General features: G+C 63.9%; 17 protein-coding genes. 13 read left to right on the top strand and 4 right to left on the bottom strand.

Going from position 1 to position 21,356, the window contains the following annotated elements; all coding sequences use genetic code 11:
- Nucleotides 1-35: 35 nt before the first annotated feature.
- Nucleotides 36-1,097 (bottom strand): hypothetical protein, encoded by a 1,062-nt coding sequence (locus GX444_16900; GenBank protein ID NLH50261.1) that lies wholly within the window; start codon nt 1,095-1,097, stop codon nt 36-38.
- Between the two features lie 178 nt (nt 1,098-1,275).
- Between GX444_16900 and GX444_16895 the strand changes: the two genes are divergently transcribed.
- A complete protein-coding gene (locus tag GX444_16895) occupies nt 1,276-1,707 on the top strand; it encodes a tetratricopeptide repeat protein (GenBank protein NLH50260.1) in 432 nt (143 codons plus the stop codon).
- Nucleotides 1,708-1,719: 12 nt separating this feature from the next.
- Here GX444_16895 and GX444_16890 read toward each other — a convergent pair whose 3' ends face one another.
- Nucleotides 1,720-1,899, bottom strand: coding sequence for a SelT/SelW/SelH family protein (locus GX444_16890; GenBank protein ID NLH50259.1), 180 nt, complete (start codon nt 1,897-1,899; stop codon nt 1,720-1,722).
- An 81-nt stretch (nt 1,900-1,980) separates the two neighbouring features.
- Nucleotides 1,981-2,703: an enoyl-CoA hydratase/isomerase family protein gene (locus tag GX444_16885; protein ID NLH50258.1), complete on the bottom strand. Its 723-nt coding sequence runs from the start codon at nt 2,701-2,703 to the stop codon at nt 1,981-1,983.
- A 232-nt stretch (nt 2,704-2,935) separates the two neighbouring features.
- Between GX444_16885 and GX444_16880 the strand changes: the two genes are divergently transcribed.
- The 12 genes from GX444_16880 to GX444_16825 all read left to right on the top strand — a co-directional run bounded on the left by GX444_16880 (nt 2,936) and on the right by GX444_16825 (nt 19,559).
- Nucleotides 2,936-3,313 (top strand): response regulator, encoded by a 378-nt coding sequence (locus tag GX444_16880; protein ID NLH50257.1) that lies wholly within the window; start codon nt 2,936-2,938, stop codon nt 3,311-3,313.
- Between the two features lie 3 nt (nt 3,314-3,316).
- Nucleotides 3,317-3,835, top strand: a complete 519-nt coding sequence (gene nuoE, locus GX444_16875) for an NADH-quinone oxidoreductase subunit NuoE (GenBank protein ID NLH50256.1) — start codon at nt 3,317-3,319, stop codon at nt 3,833-3,835.
- Entirely contained in the window at nt 3,832-5,028 is a 1,197-nt protein-coding gene (locus GX444_16870) for a dehydrogenase (GenBank protein ID NLH50255.1), read from the top strand. The genes nuoE and GX444_16870 overlap by 4 nt, the downstream gene beginning before the upstream one ends.
- A gap of 52 nt (nt 5,029-5,080) precedes the next feature.
- Nucleotides 5,081-6,988 carry a 2Fe-2S iron-sulfur cluster binding domain-containing protein gene (locus tag GX444_16865; protein NLH50254.1) on the top strand — a complete coding sequence of 636 codons (1,908 nt, stop codon included), beginning with the start codon at nt 5,081-5,083 and terminating at the stop codon, nt 6,986-6,988.
- A gap of 46 nt (nt 6,989-7,034) precedes the next feature.
- Nucleotides 7,035-7,949, top strand: coding sequence for a LarC family nickel insertion protein (locus GX444_16860; protein NLH50253.1), 915 nt, complete (start codon nt 7,035-7,037; stop codon nt 7,947-7,949).
- Nucleotides 7,942-9,204, top strand: coding sequence for a 4Fe-4S binding protein (locus GX444_16855; GenBank protein ID NLH50252.1), 1,263 nt, complete (start codon nt 7,942-7,944; stop codon nt 9,202-9,204). Before GX444_16860 ends, GX444_16855 begins: the two co-directional genes overlap by 8 nt.
- An 11-nt stretch (nt 9,205-9,215) precedes the next feature.
- Nucleotides 9,216-9,542, top strand: a complete 327-nt coding sequence (locus GX444_16850) for a twin-arginine translocation signal domain-containing protein (protein ID NLH50251.1) — start codon at nt 9,216-9,218, stop codon at nt 9,540-9,542.
- Nucleotides 9,543-9,688: 146 nt separating this feature from the next.
- Nucleotides 9,689-10,528, top strand: coding sequence for an FAD-dependent thymidylate synthase (locus GX444_16845; GenBank protein NLH50250.1), 840 nt, complete (start codon nt 9,689-9,691; stop codon nt 10,526-10,528).
- Nucleotides 10,529-10,752: 224 nt separating this feature from the next.
- Nucleotides 10,753-14,187 carry an adenosylcobalamin-dependent ribonucleoside-diphosphate reductase gene (locus GX444_16840; protein NLH50249.1) on the top strand — a complete coding sequence of 1,145 codons (3,435 nt, stop codon included), beginning with the start codon at nt 10,753-10,755 and terminating at the stop codon, nt 14,185-14,187.
- 31 nt (nt 14,188-14,218) lie between these two features.
- Nucleotides 14,219-14,677 (top strand): dCMP deaminase family protein, encoded by a 459-nt coding sequence (locus tag GX444_16835; GenBank protein ID NLH50248.1) that lies wholly within the window; start codon nt 14,219-14,221, stop codon nt 14,675-14,677.
- A 279-nt stretch (nt 14,678-14,956) separates the two neighbouring features.
- Nucleotides 14,957-17,638, top strand: coding sequence for a phosphoenolpyruvate carboxylase (locus GX444_16830; protein NLH50247.1), 2,682 nt, complete (start codon nt 14,957-14,959; stop codon nt 17,636-17,638).
- Between the two features lie 37 nt (nt 17,639-17,675).
- A complete protein-coding gene (locus GX444_16825) occupies nt 17,676-19,559 on the top strand; it encodes a CocE/NonD family hydrolase (protein ID NLH50246.1) in 1,884 nt (627 codons plus the stop codon).
- 6 nt (nt 19,560-19,565) lie between these two features.
- On the opposite strand, the gene GX444_16820 is transcribed toward GX444_16825, so the two are convergent.
- Entirely contained in the window at nt 19,566-21,098 is a 1,533-nt protein-coding gene (locus GX444_16820; GenBank protein NLH50245.1) for a hypothetical protein, read from the bottom strand.
- Nucleotides 21,099-21,356: the final 258 nt, after the last annotated feature.

Below are 21,356 nucleotides of genomic sequence, written 5' to 3'. Positions count from 1 at the left end.
GTCAATTAAGCGAACCCCGGACGGGCGGCGCGTCATCAAATCAACTGCTGCTTTTCCCCGGGGCCGTCGCCCCACTGCAACGCTTGCCGGGCGAAAATCGTGGCCCACGAATTGGGGTGCCGCAGGTGCGACGAATAATAGACCCCGCCGGCGGGCGCGATCGAGGCGCGCAGATACGCCAGGCCGCGCGCGATCGGACCGGCGTAAGCCGCCGCGTCCAGGCATTGCCAGAGCCGGACCGCCTGCGCGGTCGCGTCGCCCGCCGCTTCCCGCTCGCCGTTTTCCGGATGCCACCGGGGCAGGGCGCCGGACGGCATTTGCAGCCCGGCCAGCCGGTCGCCGATCGCGGGCGGCAGGATTTCGGCCGGCCGATACCCCGAATCCGCCAGACCCAGCAAACCTTCCGCCGCATAACAATGGGCGTGCAGGTAGACGCGATCGGACGGCCCGGGCAGGACGAAAAGGCCGTCGCGGTAATGCGCGCCGATCCATTCGTCGGCCAGCGCCCGCCAATCCAGCAATTCGCGTAACTCCGACAGCCAGGGAAGAGAAAAAGGCAGCGCCTTCAACAAGTGGAAGGTGAAGGCTTCGGACCAGCGCGGCGAGCCGGCCGGCGCTTCGTCGTCGAGAACGGCCCGGCGTCGCCGAAACAGCGACAAAACGGTCCGGGCCAGCCGCGTCGCCAAAGCCGATAAAGCGGCGCGTTCCGCGACATCGCCGGTTTCGGGTGGCAACGCGAGCACCGAGCCCAGCGCGCGCAGACATACGGCGGTGTCGAAGAGATAAATCCGGCCGTCGCGCCCGCAGCCGGGCCGGTCGCCCAGCGCCCGCGCCAGCGCCGTCGCCGACCGCCAGGCCTCGCGACAGAAACGCGGCTCGCCGGTTTGCCGGTAGAGCCAGGCCAGGAGCGAAATCAGATAGCCGGTCGATTCCTCATAAGGAAAGACGGGCCGCTGATCATCCAGCCAGGCGGCCAGGCGGCCGTCCGGGTAGCGGATCGGTTCGCGCAGCAGCCAGTCGAGCAGAGCGGCGCTCTCGGAACACAAACGAACGGAGCGTTCGCCGGCCCGGCGATCGGGCGCGACGCCAGACGTCATACCCCGATCGTCGCCGGTTTGGTCAGACCATTTTTCGCACACGCCCGGACTCCTGTTGCTGGCTACCGCCTAGGCTTTCTTACCCGGTTTGCCGATCGCCCACAAGAAGAAAAGGCCACTTGAAGCGGCAAGGAAGCGGCGTGATACAATCGGCGGGCCAGAGGGGAGGACCATTCCGATGAGACAGTGGATTACCATCTCGATTGTCTTACTTTTTTTACTATTGGCCGGTTGTGCCTCGGATAAGAAAGCGACGGAGGAAGCGGGCCCGGCCGCCAGCCCTAAGCTCGGCGTGATTCAAGAGGCGGCGAAGTTGATCGATACGGCTAAAAGCGAGGGCCGGTCGGACGGTTACCGCCGGGCGGAGTCGCTGCTCCGCGACGCCCTGGACGCCGATCCGCGCAACGACGCGGTGATGGCGGCGCTGGCGGAAGTGTTGGTTTCCGACGAGGCGGGGCCGACAGGGCGCTGGCGGGAGGCGCGCGAGTTGTTCGCGCAGGCGCTGCAAATCAATCCGCGCAACGCTCAGGCCGCGCGGGGGCTGGCCCAGGTCATTGCCTACGAGGCGCACGCCACCGCGGACCAAGATACCAGATCCGGCGAGAACTGACGGCGGCCGGCGCTACTTGCCCAGCGACCGGCTGACTTCGCCCGCTTCGGGGAAGCGGCCGGTTCGCGTTTTGGAATAGACCAGGCGATCGTCCGCGCGCACCTCGAAATCGCCGTAGGAACCGCGGATCAATTCCACCTCCGCGCCGAATTTTTCTTTTAACTCAGCCGCCAGACCGACGGCCTTGGGCAGGTACCCTCACAGCGTGCAATAGGTGATCGTCACTTTCATGGCGGGCTCCTGCGCGGCGAATTTTTTCCGCGGCGCGCGTCGCTAACCGGTGAATCGTTTCAGTAATACCTCGATCGCCGCCGGGTCGTCGTCCCGCAGCGCGGCCAGCACCCGGCGCCGGTTGTCGCGCTTGATGGTCGCGTAGGTTGCCGACTTGTGCGCGCCCAGCTTCTTCCCTAGTTCCACCGCTGCCGGCAGCAGTTCGGCGGCCGGGAAGGTCTGATCGATCAACCCCATTTCCTGCCCCTGGATCGGCGTGAACTTGTCGCCGGTATAGGCCAGGTCGCGGAACGAGCGCGGCGGCAGGATTTCGTTGAAGACGGCGGTCATGCTGGGCAGGAAGGGAATGTCGATTTGGACCTCGGGCAAGCGCAGGAAGCCGCGGTCGACGGCCATCAGGCGGTAGTCCATGCAGGCGGTGATGATCAAGCCCATCGCAACGGCGTGGCCGTTGATCGCCGCGATCAGCGGTTTCGGGTAACCGGTCGCCAGGGTCATCAGCCGGTTGATCGAATGAAAGAACGGCCGCAGGGATTCCGGGTCGGCGGCGACCTGGGCCTTGATCCAGTCGAGGTGGAGGCCGGTCGAAAAATATTTCGGCACGCCGGAGGTCACCACGACCGCCCGAATCGCCGGGTCGGCGGCCAGTTGCTCCAGGCCGGCGATGATTTCCTCGTTGAACGGCGACGTGAACCGGTTTTGTTCCTCGTGTTTCCAGGTCATCACCGCCACTGCGCCGCTGATGTCGATCCGCAAAAACTGCATTGCGCTATTCCTCTCCAGGGTTTGGCCACCCTTATTCGTCGGCAATCGACCTGTATTGTAGGCGAACGAAGGTGTCGTTTCATCCGGAAAATCGCGGCAGAGATCCAACGGCAGGGCGATAAAATAATCCTGCGATCCGGTGTTTTCGCTTGACAAAAGGGCGGGTTCTTGGCAATGGTAACACGATTTTGAAAATCATAATACTAATTTTCGACACGAAAGGCTTCGAGCGATGGTGAAAATTCTGGTTGTCGACGACGACGGCGATTTTGTTTTTGCCATCCAGACGGTTTTGGAAGGGGCCGGATACGCGGTGGTTACCGCGCGTTCGGCGCCTGAAGGGCAGGCCATGATCGCAAGTGAACAGCCGGATTTGCTGATTTTGGATGTGATGATGGAATCGCCGGCGGACGGCTTCGTTTTGGCGCAAACGCTACGACGCGAGGGATGGACCAAACCGATCCTCATGATGTCGAGCATCGGGAAGGTCACGGGACTGGACTACGGCCCGGATCAAGACCTGGTTCCGGTGAACAAGTTCGAGGAAAAACCGATTGCGGCGGATCGGTTGTTGGCATCGGTCGCCGAGCTTTTACGGAAAGGGGCCTGAGCGATGCTTGTGACGGAACAGGAGCGATTGCGACAGGAGATCGCCGCGTATTTCGAGCGCCAGGGATCGCGGCGTGAAAACTTGATTCCGGCCTTGCAGCAAATCCAGGCGAAATTCGGCTGGATATCCGACGTGGCGATGCAGCTGGTGGCCGATCATTTGTCGATTCATCCCGCCGAGGTTCACGGCGTCGTCTCCTTCTATTCCTTCTTAAGGTCGCGTCCGCAAGGCCGGTTTGTCGTTCGTCTGTGCCGGACGCTTTCCTGCGTCATGCAGGGCAAGGATCGCGTCGCCCGGCAATTGGAAGCCGACCTGGGCATCGGCTTCGGCGAAACGACGGCCGACGGCCGGTTCACGCTGGCCGAGGCCAATTGTCTGGGCATGTGCGATCAGGGGCCGGCGCTGTTGGTGAACGACCACGTTTACACGCGGGTCACGCCGGCGGCGGTGCACGACATCATCGAGGAATGCAAACGGACCTTCGGCGTCCATGCCATGGCCGAAAGCGCGGAGGCGCGATGATTCATTCCAATCTTGTCGGACCAATTTCCTTTGCCGCGATCGAACCCTTGGCCGGGTTGCGGGCGGCGCTTAAACGCTCGCGCGCCGACCTCATCGGCGAGGTGACCGCCTCGCAAATCAAGGGGCGCGGCGGGGCCGGGTTTCCGACCGGCGTCAAGTGGAATCTGGCGGCGGCCGCGGTCGGCGAACGAAAGTATGTCATCTGCAACGCGGACGAGGGCGAGCCTGGCACCTTCAAGGACCGCGTCATTCTGACCGAATACGCCGATTTGGTGATCGACGGCATGACCATCGGCGCGTACGCCGTCGGCGCATCGCGGGGAATCATTTACCTGCGGGGCGAATATGCCTATCTGCGCGGCTGGCTCGAAGAGGTGTTGAGCCGGCGGCGGCGCGAGGGACTGCTCGGCGACGCGGTGGACGGTCAGGCCGGCTTCGCCTTCGACATCGAAATCCGAATGGGTTCCGGCGCCTATATCTGCGGCGAGGAAACCGCGCTGATCGAGTCGCTCGAGGGCCATCGCGGCGAGCCGCGCAACCGGCCGCCGTTTCCGGTGAATACGGGTTTTCAAAAATGCCCGTCGATCGTCAACAACGTGGAAACCTTCGCCTGGGTGGCGGGAATCGGCGAGAAAGGCGCGGCTTGGTTCAACCGTGTCGGCACGGCGCGGTCGACCGGGCCGAAGCTGTTTTCGGTGTCGGGCGATTGCGCCCGGCCGGGGGTTTACGAGTTCCCCTTGGGGATCACGGTGGCGCAATTGCTCGCGGTCGTGGGCGGCGCCGAAGCCAAGGCCGTGCAAATCGGCGGCGCCTCCGGGCAATGCGTGCCGGCCGGCCAATTCGACCGAACCATCGCTTACGAGGACGTCGCCACCGGCGGGTCGGTCATCGTCATCGGCCCGCACCGCGACCTGCTGGATGTCGCCGAGAATTTCCTCGAATTTTTCGTCGAGGAATCCTGCGGACAATGCACGCCCTGCCGGGAAGGCGCCGCGAAATTGTTGGAAGGCGTGCGGCGGCTGGCGGCCGGAACCTGTTCGATGAGCTACCTGAATGAATTGTGCGGACTCGGCGAGACGATGCAATCGGCCTCGAAGTGCGGGCTGGGACAATCGGCCCCCAACGCGTTTTTGTCCATCGCCGCCCATTTTAAGGATGAACTGTTGGGCCGAGCGGCGAACGGTTTGCGTTGATCCATCCCCCCGCGCAACGAACGAGAGGACAACGATGAAAGAGACCCTGCAAATGGAGGCGAATCGGGCGCCGGTCAGCCAGTTGGGACACGCCATCGCGCGGCCCGACGACGAAACCCAGATCGGCGGTCGGGTGACGGTGACCGTCGACGGCCAGGAAGTCAAGGTTCCCCTCGGCACGACGATTCTCGAAGCCGCGAACCGCTTGGGCATTCGGATCCCCACCTTGTGCGCGCACCCGGATCTCCGCGCCGCCGGCATGTGCCGCGTTTGCGTGGTCGAAGTCGAGGGCCAGCGCACCTTGCAGGCGGCTTGCGCCTATCCCGTGTTCCAACCACTGAGCGTGTGGACGCATACCCGCAAGGTGCGCCGGGCGCGGCGGCATGTGCTGGATCTGCTGCTCGCCAAACACTACGGCGAATGCTACGCCTGCGGCCGCAACAACAATTGCGAATTGCAGGCGCTGGCCAAGGAATACGGCGTCGATTCGTTCCGCTTCGGTCATCCCGAGCGGCCGTTGTACGAAATCGACGGCTCCAGCCATGCGGTCATCCGTGACATGAACAAGTGCGTTTTGTGCCGGCGATGCGTCCGCACCTGCATCGACCTGCAGGAAGTCGGTTGTCTGGAAGCGATCAACCGCGGCGAGCGGACCAAAATCGCCACGTTCATGGACCGGCCGCTTTCCCAGGTCGTTTGCATCAATTGCGGGCAATGCATCAACCGTTGTCCGACGGGTGCCTTGCGCGCCAACGATCCGACCGACGAGGTCTGGGCGGCGATCGACGACCCGCGCAAACACGTCGTCATCCAGACCGCGCCCGCGCCGCGCGCGGCCATCGGCGAGTGCTTCGGCTTGGAGCCGGGGCGGCCCCTGACCTTCGAGATGAATACCGCGTTGCGGTTCTGCGGCTTCGATAAGGTGTTCGACACCAATTTCACCGCGGATTTGACGATTCTCGAGGAAGGAACGGAACTGATTCTGAGGTTGTATCGGGCCTTGGTGGAAAAGGATGCCGCCGTGGCCCTGCCGCAATTCACCTCCTGTTCGCCGGGCTGGATCAAGTACCTCGAACATTTTTATCCGGAATTCATCCCGAACGTCTCGACCGCCAAGTCGCCGCAACAGATGTTCGGCGCGATCATCAAAACCTTCTATGCCGGAGTGGCCGGCATCGATCCGGCCGACATCGTCACGGTCGCCCTGATGCCTTGTTCCGCGAAAAAATTCGAGTGCAATCGGCCGGAAATGGTCGCCAGCGGTTTCAAGGACGTGGACTACGGCCTGACCACCCGCGAGCTGGCCAAGATGATGCAGGAAGCCGGGATCGATCTGCCGCGGATGGAAAAATCCGACTTCGACGATCCCTTCGGCACCGCCACCGGATCGGGCGTGATTTTCGGCGCGACGGGCGGTGTCATGGAATCGGCGCTGCGCACCGTGATCGAATTGGTGACGGGTGAAAAGGTGGAAAGCCTGTTCACGCACGCCGACATCGTCCCGGTGCGCGGCATGGAAGGCGTCCGCAAGGTCGAACTGGCGATCCCCAAGGTGGGCGCGGTGCCGGAATTGTTGCGGCCTCTGGTGCCGCATTGGGATTGGCTGAAGGGCGCGACCTTGAAGGTGGCCGTGGCGCACGGCACGGCGAATGCGCGGCGGGTCGTGGAAAACATCAAGGCCGGCGGCGAACTGGCCTCGTTCCATTTCATCGAATTCATGGGCTGCCCGGGCGGTTGCCTCGGCGGCGGCGGCCAACCGATTCCCACCGGGCCGGACATCCGGGAAGCGCGGGCCCGGGCCATTTATGCCGAGGACGGCGCCTACGCCGTTCGCAAATCCCACGAAAACCCCGCCGTGCTGCGGTTATACCGCGAGTTTCTGACGGATGGGCCGTGCGGTCACCTGAGTCACAAGCTGCTGCACACGCATTATACGCCGCGCGGCAAATTCATCCTCTGATCGGCGGCGGTCGCGCGCGCCATACTCCAAGCGGATCGAGGCGGGCATGAAGCCAAACAACAAGGTACCAGTCGACTCCGAGCCGGCAATGCTTGACGATCTGCCGCCCGGACTGCATTTGCACTTCGACACCTTTTCCGGCATCGCCGGCGACATGACCGTCGCGGCCCTGGTCGATGCCGGCGTCCCTGAAAAAATCGTCCGCGACGCGGTGGACGCAATGAAACTTCCCGGGCTGACGATCGCTTTTCGCGACCGGCGAACCCACTCCCTGGTCGGCAAGTCCTTCTGCGTGACGTCCGGCAAGGACGAAACTAGAGTGAGTGCTCACGAGAAAGACCATCCACAAGTTCCGACCGGAACGATCGTCAGTCCCGGGGGTTCTATCGGCGATTCGGACGGCATGGCTCACGACGGGCACGCGCACGGGCATCGCGATTACGGGGAAATCCGCGAAATGCTCAACCGGGCCGAATTGCCGCCTGAAACGCGCGAACTGGCCCACAAAATCTTTCAGGTGCTGGCGTGCGCCGAGGCGAAAATCCACGGCGTCGATGTCGACCGGGTCACCTTTCACGAGGTCGGCGCCGACGACTCGATCGCCGACATCGTCGGCATGGCCGCCGCCTTGACGTTTCTGGCACCCGCGTCGATTTCCGCTTCGCCGCCCGTTTTGGGCACGGGTCTGGTGGAAACGGCGCACGGCTGGTTGCCGGTTCCCGCGCCGGCGACCGTCGAGTTGCTGCGGGGGCTTCCCGTCGGCACCGGCGGCGAGGGCGAATTGACGACGCCCACCGGCGCCGCTCTCCTGGCAACCGTGGCGGAACGCTTCGGCCCGCCGCCAGACATGAAAATCGTCTCGCAAGGTTTCGGCGTCGGAGACCATCCGTTGGCCGATCGGCCGAACGCCCTGCGGGTTTTACTCGGTGCGCCGCTATTGGGAGGAGGAATTCATGATTGAAGTCGAACAAGTCTGGATGGGTGAAAAGGCGCCGCCGCCGGCGGCCGTCGACGACCTGTTTTTCGTGCAGGTCGATCCGGCGAAATGTCAAAAGTGCGGCGAGTGCCAATCGGTTTGCGGCACCGGAGCGATTCAACCGGGCGACGGCAAGGACGGTCCGCGCGCGGTCGTCGATCCGGCCGCCTGCGTCCATTGCGGACAGTGCCTCTATCACTGTCCGTATGGCGCCATTTACGAAAATGTTTCGTTTCTCGCGGCGGTGAGGAAAGCGTTGGCCGACCCCGACAAGGTCGTTGTCGCCATGCCGGCGCCGGCCGTGCGTTACGCGCTCGGCGAAGCGTTCGGCCTGGACCCCGGCCAATCGGTCAACAGCAAGATGTTCGCCGCTTTGCGCCGGTTGGGCTTCGACTATGTCTGGGACAACGAGATGACCGCCGACGTCACGATTCTCGAGGAAGGCACGGAACTCATCGCGCGATTGACCAAGCAGAGCGACAAACCGCTGCCGCAATTTACCAGTTGTTGCCCAGCCTGGATCAAATTCGTCGAAACCTATTATCCCGATTTGCGGCCGCACCTCTCGACCTGCAAGTCGCCGATCGGCATGCTCGGGGCGCTGGCGAAAACCTATGGCGCGGACGTCACGAAACAGACCGCGGAAAAAATCTATACGGTTTCCATCATGCCCTGCATCGCCAAGAAATATGAGGGATTGCGGCCGGAAATGGCCGCCAGTGGATTCCGCGATATCGACGCGACCCTTCACACGCGCGAACTGGCCTACCTGATCAAATCCGCGGGGATCGACTTCGCGAAGTTGCCCGAGGAAGCCGCCGACCCCGCTCTCGGCGACGCGACGGGCGCCGCCACGATCTTCTGCGCGACCGGCGGCGTCATGGAAGCGGCGTTGCGTTTCGCCTTCGAAGCTGTTTCCGGGCAGGAACTGCAAAACGTCGAATTGACCGCGGTCCGTGGCCGACAGGCGGTTCGTTCCGCGGCCATTCCCATTCCGAACGGTCCGACGGTCAAGGTCGGCATCGTCCACGGTTTGGAAAACGCGCGGATGCTTTGCGAGGAAGTGCGCGCCGGCAAATCACCCTACCACTTCATCGAGGTCATGAATTGTCCGGGCGGTTGCGTCAACGGCGCGGGACAGCCGATTCCGCCGGGAGTGCGAATGTCCGGCCAATCGTTGTTCGGCCGGCTGTTCGCCCATTGGAACCGTAAACTCTCGCTTCGCCGCCGTTCGGTGTAAGGAGGTCGTCGATGAGCCTTTCGCAAATCACCAGGCGTCAATTTCTCAAGGCTTGCGGCGCGGCCGTCACCGTGGCCGCGACGGGCGTGATCGGCATCCGTAGCGCGTGGGCCGCCACCCTGGATTATCTGGATCGGCGTTTGGCGGCCGCGTACCAGCGCGACGCCGGCATGCCGCGACGTAAATCCCAGGACAACCCCATGGTTAAAAAGCTCTACGCGGATTATCTCGAGCATCCGAATTCCCACCGGGCGCATCACCTGTTGCATACGAACTACGCGGACCGCTCGGCAGCCTTGCGCAAGGTTCTGGAAAAAGGCTGGAAACCCAGATCCTAGGCCGCTCGGGACGGTCGAATACGGGTCGCCGGTTGCCGGCGGCCCGTATTTTTTTTATTGGAATCGCGACGCCGCTTGACAGATTCGCGCCGGACGGGAGATAAGAAAAGCCACTCAGCCGCACCTCTATTTCAAGGGAGACCGACATGGCCCACAACCATAAAACCGAGGCGGACGCGATCCTCGATCAACAGTTCGACGTACTGGACCACGGTTTTATCCGCCTGGTCGATTACCTGGGCAACGACGAGCGCATCGTGCAGGCCGCGCGCGTTTCGTACGGCGCCGGTACGAAAACCGTGCGCATGGACAAGGCGCTGATCGACTACCTGCTGCGCCACGACCACACCTCGCCGTTCGAACAGGTGGTCTTCACCTTTCACCTCAAGATGCCCATCTTCGTCGCCCGCCAGTGGGTGCGCCACCGCACGGCGCGGATGAACGAAATCAGCGGCCGTTACAGCGTGATGTCCGAGGAGTTCTACATCCCGGCCGACGCGAACATCCATTTGCAGAACCAGGAAAACCGGCAGGGACGCGACGAAACCCGGCCGGCGTCGCCCGAGGTGCGTGAGGCGATTCGCGAACAGATGACCGCGCACAACAAGACGGTTTACGCCAACTACCAGGAAATGCTGTCGCACGACATTTCCCGCGAACTGGCCCGCATCAATCTGCCGCTTTCGCTGTACACCGAGTTCTACTGGCAGATCGACCTGCACAACCTCTTCCGCTTTTTACGGCTGCGCCTCGACCAGCACGCGCAACTGGAAATCCGCGAATACGCCAAGGTGATGGCGCGCATCGTGAAAACCGTGACGCCGTGGGCCTACGAGTCTTTCGAGCGGCATATCCTCAAGGGATGCCGATTGTCCTCCGACGAGATCAAGGCGGTGAAAAATCTGCTGGCCGGTCGCGAAACCGGGTTGTCGGGGATGGCGGAAGCGGAATTTCGCGCCAAGCTCCGGCTGAACGACACCGAGTAAACATCCGTTACAACAAGATTTTAGTCGGCTGAATTCAAATCAAAGTAATCTCGACTAAGGATGGTTCGTGTAAAAAGTTATGATCGGCAAACCGACTTTTTTATTTCGTACCCATACAACATATTGATTCTTTCGCAAAAGGGACTACACTATCTAGCTTCTAACCCGGTTTTCGGTTTCTTTCAGAGTTCTTGGGCCTTTTGCGCCCTGAAGAGGATTTGGAGATGAAGATCGCGCGCCGTTTCACCCGGAAGAACCAGGGCCCCTATAAAGGAATTCAGTTCGAAAAACGCTTCAGCGTTCTCACCAATCCCGACGGCAGCCAGATCGGCCAGACGATGGAAGCCGTCGTCCCCACCACCTGGTCGGGAATCGCCAGCGACATCCTGGCGCAACGCTATTTCCGCAAGACCGGCGTGCCGCAACTCGATAAAAACGGCAAGCCGCTGAAAGACAAGAGCGGCAAGCCGGTGCTGGGCGCCGAAAAAGACGCGCGGCAGATCTTCGACCGCCTGGCCAAGACTTGGACCGATTGGGGCCGCCGGCACGGCTATTTCGATCGGGACGAGGACGCCGCCGCCTACGAGGACGAAATGGCGCACATGCTGGCGATGCAGATCGGCGCACCCAACAGTCCGCAGTGGTTCAACACGGGGCTGTATCACTCGTATGGCATCACGGGAAAACCGCAGGGGCACTGCTATTTCGACGAAAAAAGCGAGCGGGTCGTCCCGGCCGGCAGCGCTTACGAACGGCCGCAGGCCCACGCCTGCTTCATCCAGTCGGTCGAGGACGACCTGGTGAACCAGGGCGGCATCATGGATTTGTGGATGCGGGAGGCGCGCGTCTTCAAATACGGCTCGGGCACCGGCAGCAATTTCTCGCGGATTCGCGGTGCCGGCGAAATTCTCAGTGGCGGCGGGCGCAGCAGCGGCCTGATGTCGTTTTTGAAGATCGGCGACCGCGCGGCCGGCGCGATCAAATCCGGCGGGACGACGCGGCGCGCGGCGAAGATGGTGATCCTCGACATCGACCACCCGGAGATCGAGGACTTCGTGATGTGGAAGGTGCGCGAGGAGGAGAAGGTGGCGGCGCTGGTCACCGGCTCGCGGCTGATCAAAGCGCGCCTGAACGCCGTACTCAAGGCTTGCCACGTTCCCGGCGGCCAGCCGTCGACCGATCCCGAGCAGAATCCCGAATTGTGGCGCGCCATCCGCGAGGCGCGGCAGGCGATGATCCCTGAAAGCTACATCCAGCGCATCCTGGGTTTCGGCCGGCAGGGCATCACGGCCATCGAGTTCGAGGAATACGACACCGACTGGAACAACGAGGCCTACCAGACCGTCTCCGGGCAGAATTCCAACAACACCGTCCGCATCTCCAACGCGTTCCTGCAGGCCCTCGAAAAAAAGGCCGACTGGGAATTGCGGGCGCGCCTGGACGGCCGGGTCATCAAGAAGATCCCGGCGGCCGAATTGTGGGATAAGGTCTCCATGGCCGCCTGGGCCAGCGCCGACCCCGGCATCCAGTTCGACACCACGATCAACGAATGGCACACCTGCGCGGCGGACGGCCGGATCAACGCCAGCAACCCGTGCTCGGAGTACATGTTCCTCGACGACACGGCCTGCAACCTGGCCTCGCTCAACCTCATCAAATTCCTGAAAGCGGACGGCGAGTTCGACCTCGAAGCCTTCCGCCACGCCTGCCGGCTGTGGACGATCACCCTGGAAATCTCGGTCCTCATGGCCTCGTTCCCCAGCGAGGAAATGGCTCGGCGCAGCTACCAGTACCGCACGCTCGGCCTCGGCTACGCCAACCTCGGCGCGATGCTGATGTGCATGGGCCTGGCCTACGACAGCGAGGAAGGGCGGCAGATCGCCGCCGCCGTGACCGCGATCATGACGGCCGAGGCCTACGCGACCAGCGCCGAAATGGCCGCCCAACTCGGCCCGTTTCCGCGGTTCGCGGCCAACCGCGACAGCATGCTGCGCGTCATCCGCAATCACCGTCTGGCGGCCCACCACGCGCCGGCGGCGAAATACGAAAAACTTTCGGTTAAACCCAAGGGCCTCGACCCGGCGAAATGTCCGGCCGCCCTGGCGAAAGCGGCGCGGGAAAGCTGGGACCGCGCGCTGAAGCTGGGCGAAAAGCACGGCTACCGCAACGCGCAGGCCACGGTGCTGGCGCCGACCGGCACCATCGGCCTGGTCATGGATTGCGACACGACCGGCGTCGAGCCGGATTACGCGCTGGTGAAGTTCAAGAAACTGGCGGGCGGCGGCTACTTCAAGATCGCCAACCAGGCCATTCCGCTCGCGTTGGCCCGCCTGGGTTATCCGAAAAAGCAGAGCGAGGCGATCATCGCCTACGCCGTCGGCCACCAGACGTTGATCGACGCCCCGCACGTCAACCGCGAGGCGCTGCTGGCGAAAGGGTTCCCCGCCGATCTGCTCGATCGCCTCGAGAAACGCCTGCCGAGCGCCTTCGCGCTGGAAGACCTGTTCAGCCCGTTCGCGCTGGGCAAGGAATTCCTGACGAAAAAACTGGGCCTGGCGGAAGCGGCGGTGCAGGCGCCGGGCTTCCGCGTCCTGCCGGCGCTCGGCTTTACCGAGGCACAAATCCGCGAGGCGGAGCAGTACGTCTGCGGGACGATGACCCTGGAAGGCGCGCCGCATCTGAAGCCCGCGCACCTGCCGGTTTTCGATTGCGCCAATCGCTGCGGTCGCCTCGGCAAACGCTTCATCGCCGTCAGCGGTCACATCAAGATGATGGCCGCCGCCCAGCCGTTCATCTCGGGCGCGATCAGCAAAACGATCAACCTGCCGACCGAGGCCACGGTGGCGAACATATCCGACGCCTACCTCGACGCTTGGCGTTCGATGCTCAAGGCGGTGGCGGTCTACCGCGACGGCAGCAAACTCTCGCAGGTGATGACCGCCTACCGCGAGGAACGCGAAGGCGACGAGGCGGACGCGACCCGGATCGTCGCCGAAATCGCCGCCAAGCACGTGCTGGGCCAGCGGTTGCGGCTGCCGGCGCGGTGCAACGGCTACCGGCAAAAGGCCCACGTCGGCGGGCACACGGTCTACCTGCACACCGGCGAATACGACGACGGCAAATTGGGCGAGTTGTTCCTCGACATGCACAAGGAAGGCGCCGCTTTCCGCAGTTTGATGAACTGCTTCGCCATCGCCATCAGCCTGGGCTTGCAGTACGGCGTGCCGCTCGACGAATACGTCGACGCCTTCATCTTCACGCGCTTCGAGCCCAACGGCATCGTCGAGGGCCACCCGCAGATCAAAATGAGCACGTCGGTCATCGATTTCATTTTCCGCGACCTGGCGATTTACTACCTGGGTCGTCACGAGTTGGCGCACGTCAACGGCGATCTGCCGCAGGACGATCCGAGCGATCCGCGGCCGGAAAAAGTCGCCGACCAGGTGGCCACCCAGGTGCGCGAAAAAGCCGCCGCCGGCGCGACGGCCGCGCCCGGCAACGGCGATGCGAAAGACCAGGGCGACAACCAGCGGATCAGCAAGGCGAAGGCCAAGGGCTACACCGGTGACATCTGCCCGAGCTGCGGCCAGATGACCATGGTGCGCAACGGCACCTGCCTGAAATGCGTCACCTGCGGCGAAACCACCGGCTGTTCCTGAGCGGTCGTCCCGTCGCGAAAGGAGAACCACGATGTCGCGCGCCAGTTGGCACGAGTACTTCATGCAGATCGCCCAGGACGTCTCGACCCGCGCCACCTGCGACCGGCTCAAGGTCGGCGCGGTGATCGTCAAGGACAATCGCATTCTGACCACCGGCTACAACGGCTCGCTGCCCGGCACGCCGCACTGCGACGAGGTCGGCCATCTGCTCAAGGACGGCCACTGCGTGCGCACGATTCACGCCGAGGCCAACGCCGTGCTGCAAGCCGCCCGCTTCGGCATCCGGCTGGAGGGCTCGACCTGCTACTGCACCTTCAAGCCCTGCCTGTCGTGCCTGAAACTTCTGCTCGGCGCCGGCGTCGCGAAGATCATCTACCGCGAGGTCTACGGCAATCAAAAATCCTATTTCGGCGAGGCGGAAACCCTCGCCGGACTCAATCCGCTGCAATCTCTGACCGAGGCACTGGCGGAAGAGGCGGCCAAGGGCTGATTGTCAAAGGCCGCGGCGGTGTCTGCCGAATACGGGTTCGCGTTTTACCTTGGATGCCCGCCGGACTAAAAAGATATCTGGTCATTCTTCAGTGCGCGAACCGCGAAGATAAAAATCTTGACGCCGAGCACCCGTGCCATACAGTATGACAGGTGCGATCAAAGCCTGATTGGTTGACGGAACCCTGACGGCGAGTCACGGGGGAGAATTCGAGCCGTGAGCACCGACCAGACACTGAATTTCACTTTCGCCAAGCTCGACCTCGACCTGGCCTACCTGATGAAGTGCTTCCAGGAAATGCTGGCCGAGCTGGGCGAAAAAGACCTGGCGCGCTCGTTGCCATGGGCTTCCGCGCCTGAAAATCAGGCGCCGATGGAAATGTTGTGCTCGGAAGCGGGCCTGCAGGCGCTGTCGCTCAGCTTTCAACTGCTCAACATGGTCGAGGAAAACTCGGCCGCCCAGACGCGGCGGCGGGTCGAGCACGAACGGGGGCTGGCCGCCGAGCCGGGCCTATGGGGCGACCGGCTAAATCAAATGCGGCTGGACGGCTGTTCCGAGGAAGAGATCGCCGACCTGTTGCCCCGGATTTGGGTCGAACCGGTGCTGACCGCGCATCCGACCGAGGCCAAGCGGTCCTCGCTGCTCGAACAACACCGCCAGCTCTACCTGTTGCTGCTCAAACGCGAAAACAACATCTGGACGCCGGCGGAACAGGAGCAGATCCGCGGCCAGATCATCCTCGCGTTGGAACGCATCTGGCGCACCGGCGAAATCATGCTGCAAAAGCCGGACCTCGCCCACGAGCGGCGCGCGATACTCTATTTTCTGCACGACGTTTTCCCCGAAGTCGTGCCGCGGCTCGATTGGCGACTGCGGCAGGCCTGGAAGGAAGCCGGCTTCGATCCGCGCCGGCTGGCGGGCGCGGGGCGGATGCCGTTGGTGTCGTTCGGCACGTGGGTCGGCGGCGATCGCGACGGGCACGGACTGGTCACCGCGGCGGTGACGAATGAAACGCTGCTGGCGTTGCGCCGGGCGGCGCTGGGCCTCCACGATCGCCATTTGCAGGCGGTGGCGCAGCGCCTCAGCCTGTCGTCCGCCCGGCAGGCGCCGCCGGCGGAACTCGCTGCGGCGATCGACGAATTAACGGGGCAACTCGGCGAAATCGGCGCGCAGGCGGTGACGCGCAATCCGTTCGAGCCCTGGCGACAGTTTCTCAACCTGGTGCGCGCCAAACTGCCGAATCTCGACGATTGCCGGATCGAGGCGCCCTATCATTACCGCCATCCCCGGGCCCTGCTCGAACATTTGCGGCTGCTGTACGAATCGCTGGTCGCGGTCGGCGCGGCGCGGTTGGCGGAAGAGGAAGTGCTGCCGGTATGGCGCGCCGTCGAAGTGTTCGGCTTCCACCTCGCGGTGCTCGACGTCCGCCAGAACAGCGCCTACCACGACCGGGCGATCGCCCAGCTTCTGGTCGCGGCCGGCCTGGATGGCGCCGATTATGCCGACTGGCCGGAGGAAAAGCGGCGGGAGTTGCTGGAGCAGGAACTGAAATCGCCGCGGCCGCTGGCGCACGGCTCGGCGGAATTGGGACCGGAAGCGAGGGAAATTCTGGCGACCTATCGCCTGCTGGCCTCGCACGGCGAGGAATACGGCTACGATGGCATCGGCGCGCTGATCGTCAGCATGACCCGCTCGGTGTCCGATCTGCTGGGCGTCTACCTGCTGGCGCGCGAAGCCGGGTTGGCGCGGCCGACACCGGCGGGCCTCGTCTGCCGTTTGCCCGTCGTGCCGCTGTTCGAAACGGTCGCGGACCTGGAGCAGGCGCCGGCGATTCTGCGGGAATTTCTCGCCCACCCGATCACCGGGCGTAGCGTCACGGAGTCCGGCGGCCGGCGCCGCCAACAGGTCATGCTGGGTTACAGCGACAGCGCCAAGGCGGCCGGCGTGTTGTCGGGGCAATGGGCGCTGCACCAGGCGCAACGGACCCTGGCGCAAATGGCGGCGGAAGCCGGGTTCGAACTGCGCTTCTTTCACGGCCGCGGCGGAACGATCAGCCGCGGCGCGGGGCCGACGCACCGCTTTTTGCAGTCGCTACCGCACGGTTCGCTTTCCGGGGCGTTCCGGGCCACCGAGCAGGGCGAAACCATCAGTCAGAAATACGCGAACCTCGGCACCGCTTCCTACAACCTGGAACTGCTCGTCGCCGGCGTCGCCGCGATGAAGCTGCGGCACCAGCGGCCGGTATCGCGCAACGTCAAACTCGCGCCGATCATGCATCTGCTGGCGACCCGCAGCCAGAAAGTCTACGAGGATCTGCTGGACCGGCCCGACTTCATGGCCTATTTCAGCCAGGCGACGCCGATCGACGCCATCGAACAGGCGCGGATCGGTTCGCGCCCCGCGCGCCGCACCGGGCGGCGCACACTGGAGGATTTGCGCGCGATTCCCTGGGTGTTCGCCTGGAACCAGTCGCGCCATTACCTGCCCGGCTGGTACGGCGTCGGCACCGCCCTGACGGAATTATTGGCCGAGGTGCCCGCGCGGTTCGCCGATCTGGCGGCGGGTTTCGAGAACTGGCCGTTTTTACAGTACGTGTTCACCAACACCGAAACGAGCCTGATGTCCGCCGATCTGCGGATCGTCGAGCGATACGCCGAATTGGTGGCCGACGACGCGGTGCGGGCGACTTACCTAACGCTGATCGGCGACGAATACCGGCGGACGCGCGAAGTGCTGGGGCGCCTGTTCGGCGGCGATTTCGCGGTGCGGCGGCCACGACTGCTGGGCACCCTGGTGCGGCGCGAACGCGCCCTGACGATGCTGCACCAAATGCAGATCATGCTGTTGCGGCAGTGGCGGGAGCGGTCGGCGGCCGGCGATCAGACCGGCGCCGAGGCGCTGCTGCCGCGCGTGTTGTTGTCGGTCAACGCGATCGCCAGCGGGTTGCGGACGACCGGCTAGCATCCCCGAAACATCCTGTTCCGGAGCGAAGAAAAACATGCGGCGACGACTGACGACCGGCGGTTGGTTCCTTTTGGCGGCAATGGTTGTGTTCGGCTTCGGCGGCGGCGCGACGTGGGCCGCCCGGCCGGAGGCGCGGCTCGACACCGCCTGGTGGCGGGCCGACGAAAATACGCCGCCGGAAAGCGGCCCTTATCACGGCCTGACGCTCACCTCGCAATACCTGACGATGCGCGACGGCGTGAAGATCGCCGTCGATGTCTATCTTCCCGCCGGGCTGCGACCGGCCGACAAGCTGCCGACGATTCTCGACCAGACGCGCTATTGGCGGCGCCTGGATATTCACTGGCCGGCCAGCCTGTTCTTCGGGCCGCTGGATGAAATCCGACGCATCGTCGAGGCGGGCTATGCGCTGGTGCGGGTCGACGTGCGCGGCTCGGGCGCTTCGTTCGGTCAGATCCCCTATCCGTGGAACGACGGCGAGGTGCGCGACGGCGCGCAGGTCGTCGATTGGATCGTCGCCCAACCCTGGTCCGACGGCCAGGTCGGCGCCGCCGGCGGCTCCTACGAAGGCACCACCGCCGAGTTCCTGTCGTTCAACCGGCATCCGGCGGTCAAGGCCATCGCCCCGATGTTCGCGCTCTTCGACGTTTATACCGACATCGCGTTTCCGGGCGGCATCCAGCTTTCCTGGTTCACCCGCGAATGGGAGCGCGGCAACCGCATCATGGACCGGAACCGGCCGCAGGAAGCCTTCTGGTTCGCCCGCCTGCTGACCAGCGGCGTCGCGCCGGTCGACGGCGATCGCTACGGCGAAGAGCGCGCCCGCGCGGTCGCCGGGCATCGCGGCAACGTGCAGATTCATCAAGAAACGCTGACGCTGAACTACCGCGACGACGTCAGCCCCGGCGGCATTTGCACCGACCGGTTCAGTCCGCATACCTACAGCGACCGCCTGCGGGCGGCCGGCATTCCGGTTTACAATATCAGCGGCTGGTTCGACGGCGCTTACCCCCACGCGGCGGTCAAGCGCTTTCTGACGGTCGAAAACCCCGGCAGCCGCCTGTTGCTCGGCCCCTGGGATCACGGCGGCGCCGATCAGATCCGGCCGTTCGACAAGACGGTGCGCAGCCGGTTCGACCTGATCGGCGAAGTGCGGCGCTTTTTCGATTTTCATCTGAAGGGCAAACAAACGGGGATCGAGGTGGAACCGCCGGTCCACTACTACACGATGGTCGCCGACCGCTGGCGCTCGGCCGATCATTGGCCGCCGCCGGCCCGGGAAACGCCGCTGTACCTGGCCGCGGATCACCGGCTGTCCTTCGCCGCGACGAAAGACGAAGCCGGCCGCGACGATTACCACGTCGATCCGCGCGCGGGAACGGGAAGCCTGTCGCGATACAACGCGCTGGCCGTGGAAACCCGCGTCGCCTATCCGGACCGCAAACACCGCGACCGCCGGCTGCTTTACTACCAATCCGCGCCGCTGCCGGGCGACCTGGAAGTGACCGGCCACCCGCTGGCGCGGCTGTTCCTGGCCGCCGACGCGCCCGACGCCCAGGTGTTCGTCTACCTGGAAGACGTGAACGAAACGGGCGAGGTCAGCTACGTGACCGAGGGGATGCTGCGCGCTTTGCACCGGCAATTGAGCGACGCGCCGCCGCCGTACCGCTCGCCCGCGCCTTATCGCACCTTCCTGCGGCGCGACGGCCGGCCGCTGCAACCCGGCGAAACGGCCGAGCTGGTGTTCGATCTGCAGCCGGTCTCTTATCTGTTCCGGCAGGGGCATGCGATCCGGGTGGCGATCGCCGGCGCCGACGCCGATCACTTCCGGGAGTTGTCCAGTCCGCCGACGAAATTCACCGTGCAACGCAACGCCGCGCAGCCGTCGCGGATCGTGCTGCCGGTCGTGGAACCGTAATCGATCTCAGGGCGCGGCGGCGCGGCGGTAGATCCGATAAGGATCGACCTCGGCGACGGGAACGAACGGCGAATCGGGGGCGGCGAGCAGGGGATACAATGGCTCGTTGGACCGGCTGATCACCACGCGGCAGTTCTCGCTGGCCAAAAAATCGCGGCCGATTTGCGGCCAGTCTACTCCCTCGGCCCGGCAGTCGCGGCCATGCTCCAAACAGGGGTGGAACGGATAGGCATAAGGCGGCGCCGCGAGGCCCTTGGCTTCGATCAGCGAATAGAGAACCGTCGGGTGCAGCCAGAAATCCAGGCAGATTGGTTCGTCGGGCCGCAACTCCCGCTTCATCCAATCGATCAGGCTTCGGGTGGCCGGCGGCGCGGCGGCCAATCCTTCCTCGTCGACCACGTGGAAAAAATTGGCGGCGGATTGCCAACCGAAAGCCAGCAGAATCGGCAAGGCCAGCGCCGCGGCGGCCCACGACCGGGCGGTTTTGATCCGGCGCGTCAGGTCGATCGCCGCGCTGAAGGCATAGGGAAGAAAAAAGAGCAGCGGCAGGACGTCGTAGCGCGGAAAAACGCCGGCGAAGATGAACCGGTGGCGCATCGTGCGAAACAGATAAAAGGCGGCCACCAACCCGAGGTAAAGCAACAGCTCTTTCTGGTGCCGTCGTTGCAGACCGAGAACAATGCCGACGACTCCGGCGGCCAGGGGCACGAGCCCGACCTCGCGAGACAATTCCCGGCCCCAGACGCCGGCGGCGCGCCAGTCCAGCCAACCGGAAAACGCCCGATCAATGCCGCCCGACACTTCGAGGAAGGGGAAAAAGTCGCCGTACTTCGCCCGGGCGAACGCCAGGTAAAGCAGCGGGAAAGCGGCGGTGAGCGCGCCGAACACTGCTGCCCGGCGCCACTGTTTTTTCCAGCCCAGCCAAACGACCAGCGGCACGATGAACAGCCAGGATTCGAAGCGCAGGGTGCCGGCCGCGACGAAACAGAGCGCGGCGCCGATGAGGGCGGCCCAGGATCGCCGGGCGGAACCGACGAGCGTCAGGCTCTCGCCGAACAGCCAGCAACCCGTCAGTAAAAAGAAAAAGAACGGCGCGAAATTGAGTGAGTTGACGCTCAGCAGGATGTGCGTGCTGTAAATCGCCAGCGCCGCGCCGGCCAACCAGCCCGTCCAGTCGCCGAGCGCCCGGCGCACCAGCAGAAAAAGAGGGATCACGGTCGCCGTGCCCAGCACGAAGCTCAAGTAGCGCCCCAGCGCCACCACGTCGTGAATTCCGCCGAGCCGGATCAACAAGGCCAGCAGATACTGGTAGCCGCCGGGATGGTTGGCGACGAGCGGGAAGTGAAACGGCTGGCGGAGAAACTGCACCGTGTCGTAGAGATAGAAAAACGGTTCTTCGTTGTACCAGTTGATGGTCCGCCGCAGCACGATCCAGCGCAGCGCCCCGGCCAGCGCGACCAACAAGGCGACCGCCACGGCCGGCACGAGTTTCGCGGCCGACGACGGCAGGCGATCCGAAGAATGCAGGTCGGCGCTCATGGAATCAGCATTTTCGGTTGCGTTTTCGTTCATTGGCTTTAGTGGCGAAAGACCTCCCGGCTACTATCGAGGGGTTCGGCGCGGATGGCAAGCGCCGCCGCGACCGGAAAAAGCCGATCTGTTTATACTTAGGCAATATGTCCCCTCAACTGTGCAGCAAAAATGTCCCCTTGGTTACGTAGAGTTCGGAGCCGAGGCCTGATAGACCCACGTCCAGTTGGTTGTTCCCTTTCGATTTTCCGTTTTGCATCGGGCTTT

Source organism: Myxococcales bacterium, assembly GCA_012517325.1.
Lineage (GTDB): Bacteria > Lernaellota > Lernaellaia > Lernaellales > Lernaellaceae > JAAYVF01.
The sequence above is the reverse complement of the archived record's forward strand: the minus strand, read 5'-3'. Positions and strand labels throughout refer to the sequence as shown.

What these genes read in the sequence shown, in the direction of transcription:
- GX444_16855 (NLH50252.1), top strand. Translation starts at nt 7,942, where the DNA reads ATGATTGAAGTCGAACAAGTCTGGATGGGTGAAAAGGCGCCGCCGCCG.
- GX444_16835 (NLH50248.1), top strand. Translation starts at nt 14,219, where the DNA reads ATGTCGCGCGCCAGTTGGCACGAGTACTTCATGCAGATCGCCCAGGAC.
- GX444_16830 (NLH50247.1), top strand. Translation starts at nt 14,957, where the DNA reads ATGAAGTGCTTCCAGGAAATGCTGGCCGAGCTGGGCGAAAAAGACCTG.
- GX444_16895 (NLH50260.1), top strand. Translation starts at nt 1,276, where the DNA reads ATGAGACAGTGGATTACCATCTCGATTGTCTTACTTTTTTTACTATTG.
- GX444_16885 (NLH50258.1), bottom strand. Translation starts at nt 2,703, where the DNA reads ATGCAGTTTTTGCGGATCGACATCAGCGGCGCAGTGGCGGTGATGACC.
- GX444_16825 (NLH50246.1), top strand. Translation starts at nt 17,676, where the DNA reads ATGCGGCGACGACTGACGACCGGCGGTTGGTTCCTTTTGGCGGCAATG.
- GX444_16845 (NLH50250.1), top strand. Translation starts at nt 9,689, where the DNA reads ATGGCCCACAACCATAAAACCGAGGCGGACGCGATCCTCGATCAACAG.
- GX444_16870 (NLH50255.1), top strand. Translation starts at nt 3,832, where the DNA reads ATGATTCATTCCAATCTTGTCGGACCAATTTCCTTTGCCGCGATCGAA.
- GX444_16850 (NLH50251.1), top strand. Translation starts at nt 9,216, where the DNA reads ATGAGCCTTTCGCAAATCACCAGGCGTCAATTTCTCAAGGCTTGCGGC.
- GX444_16820 (NLH50245.1), bottom strand. Translation starts at nt 21,098, where the DNA reads ATGAGCGCCGACCTGCATTCTTCGGATCGCCTGCCGTCGTCGGCCGCG.
- GX444_16865 (NLH50254.1), top strand. Translation starts at nt 5,081, where the DNA reads ATGGAGGCGAATCGGGCGCCGGTCAGCCAGTTGGGACACGCCATCGCG.
- nuoE (NLH50256.1), top strand. Translation starts at nt 3,317, where the DNA reads ATGCTTGTGACGGAACAGGAGCGATTGCGACAGGAGATCGCCGCGTAT.
- GX444_16840 (NLH50249.1), top strand. Translation starts at nt 10,753, where the DNA reads ATGAAGATCGCGCGCCGTTTCACCCGGAAGAACCAGGGCCCCTATAAA.
- GX444_16900 (NLH50261.1), bottom strand. Translation starts at nt 1,097, where the DNA reads ATGACGTCTGGCGTCGCGCCCGATCGCCGGGCCGGCGAACGCTCCGTT.
- GX444_16880 (NLH50257.1), top strand. Translation starts at nt 2,936, where the DNA reads ATGGTGAAAATTCTGGTTGTCGACGACGACGGCGATTTTGTTTTTGCC.
- GX444_16860 (NLH50253.1), top strand. Translation starts at nt 7,035, where the DNA reads ATGAAGCCAAACAACAAGGTACCAGTCGACTCCGAGCCGGCAATGCTT.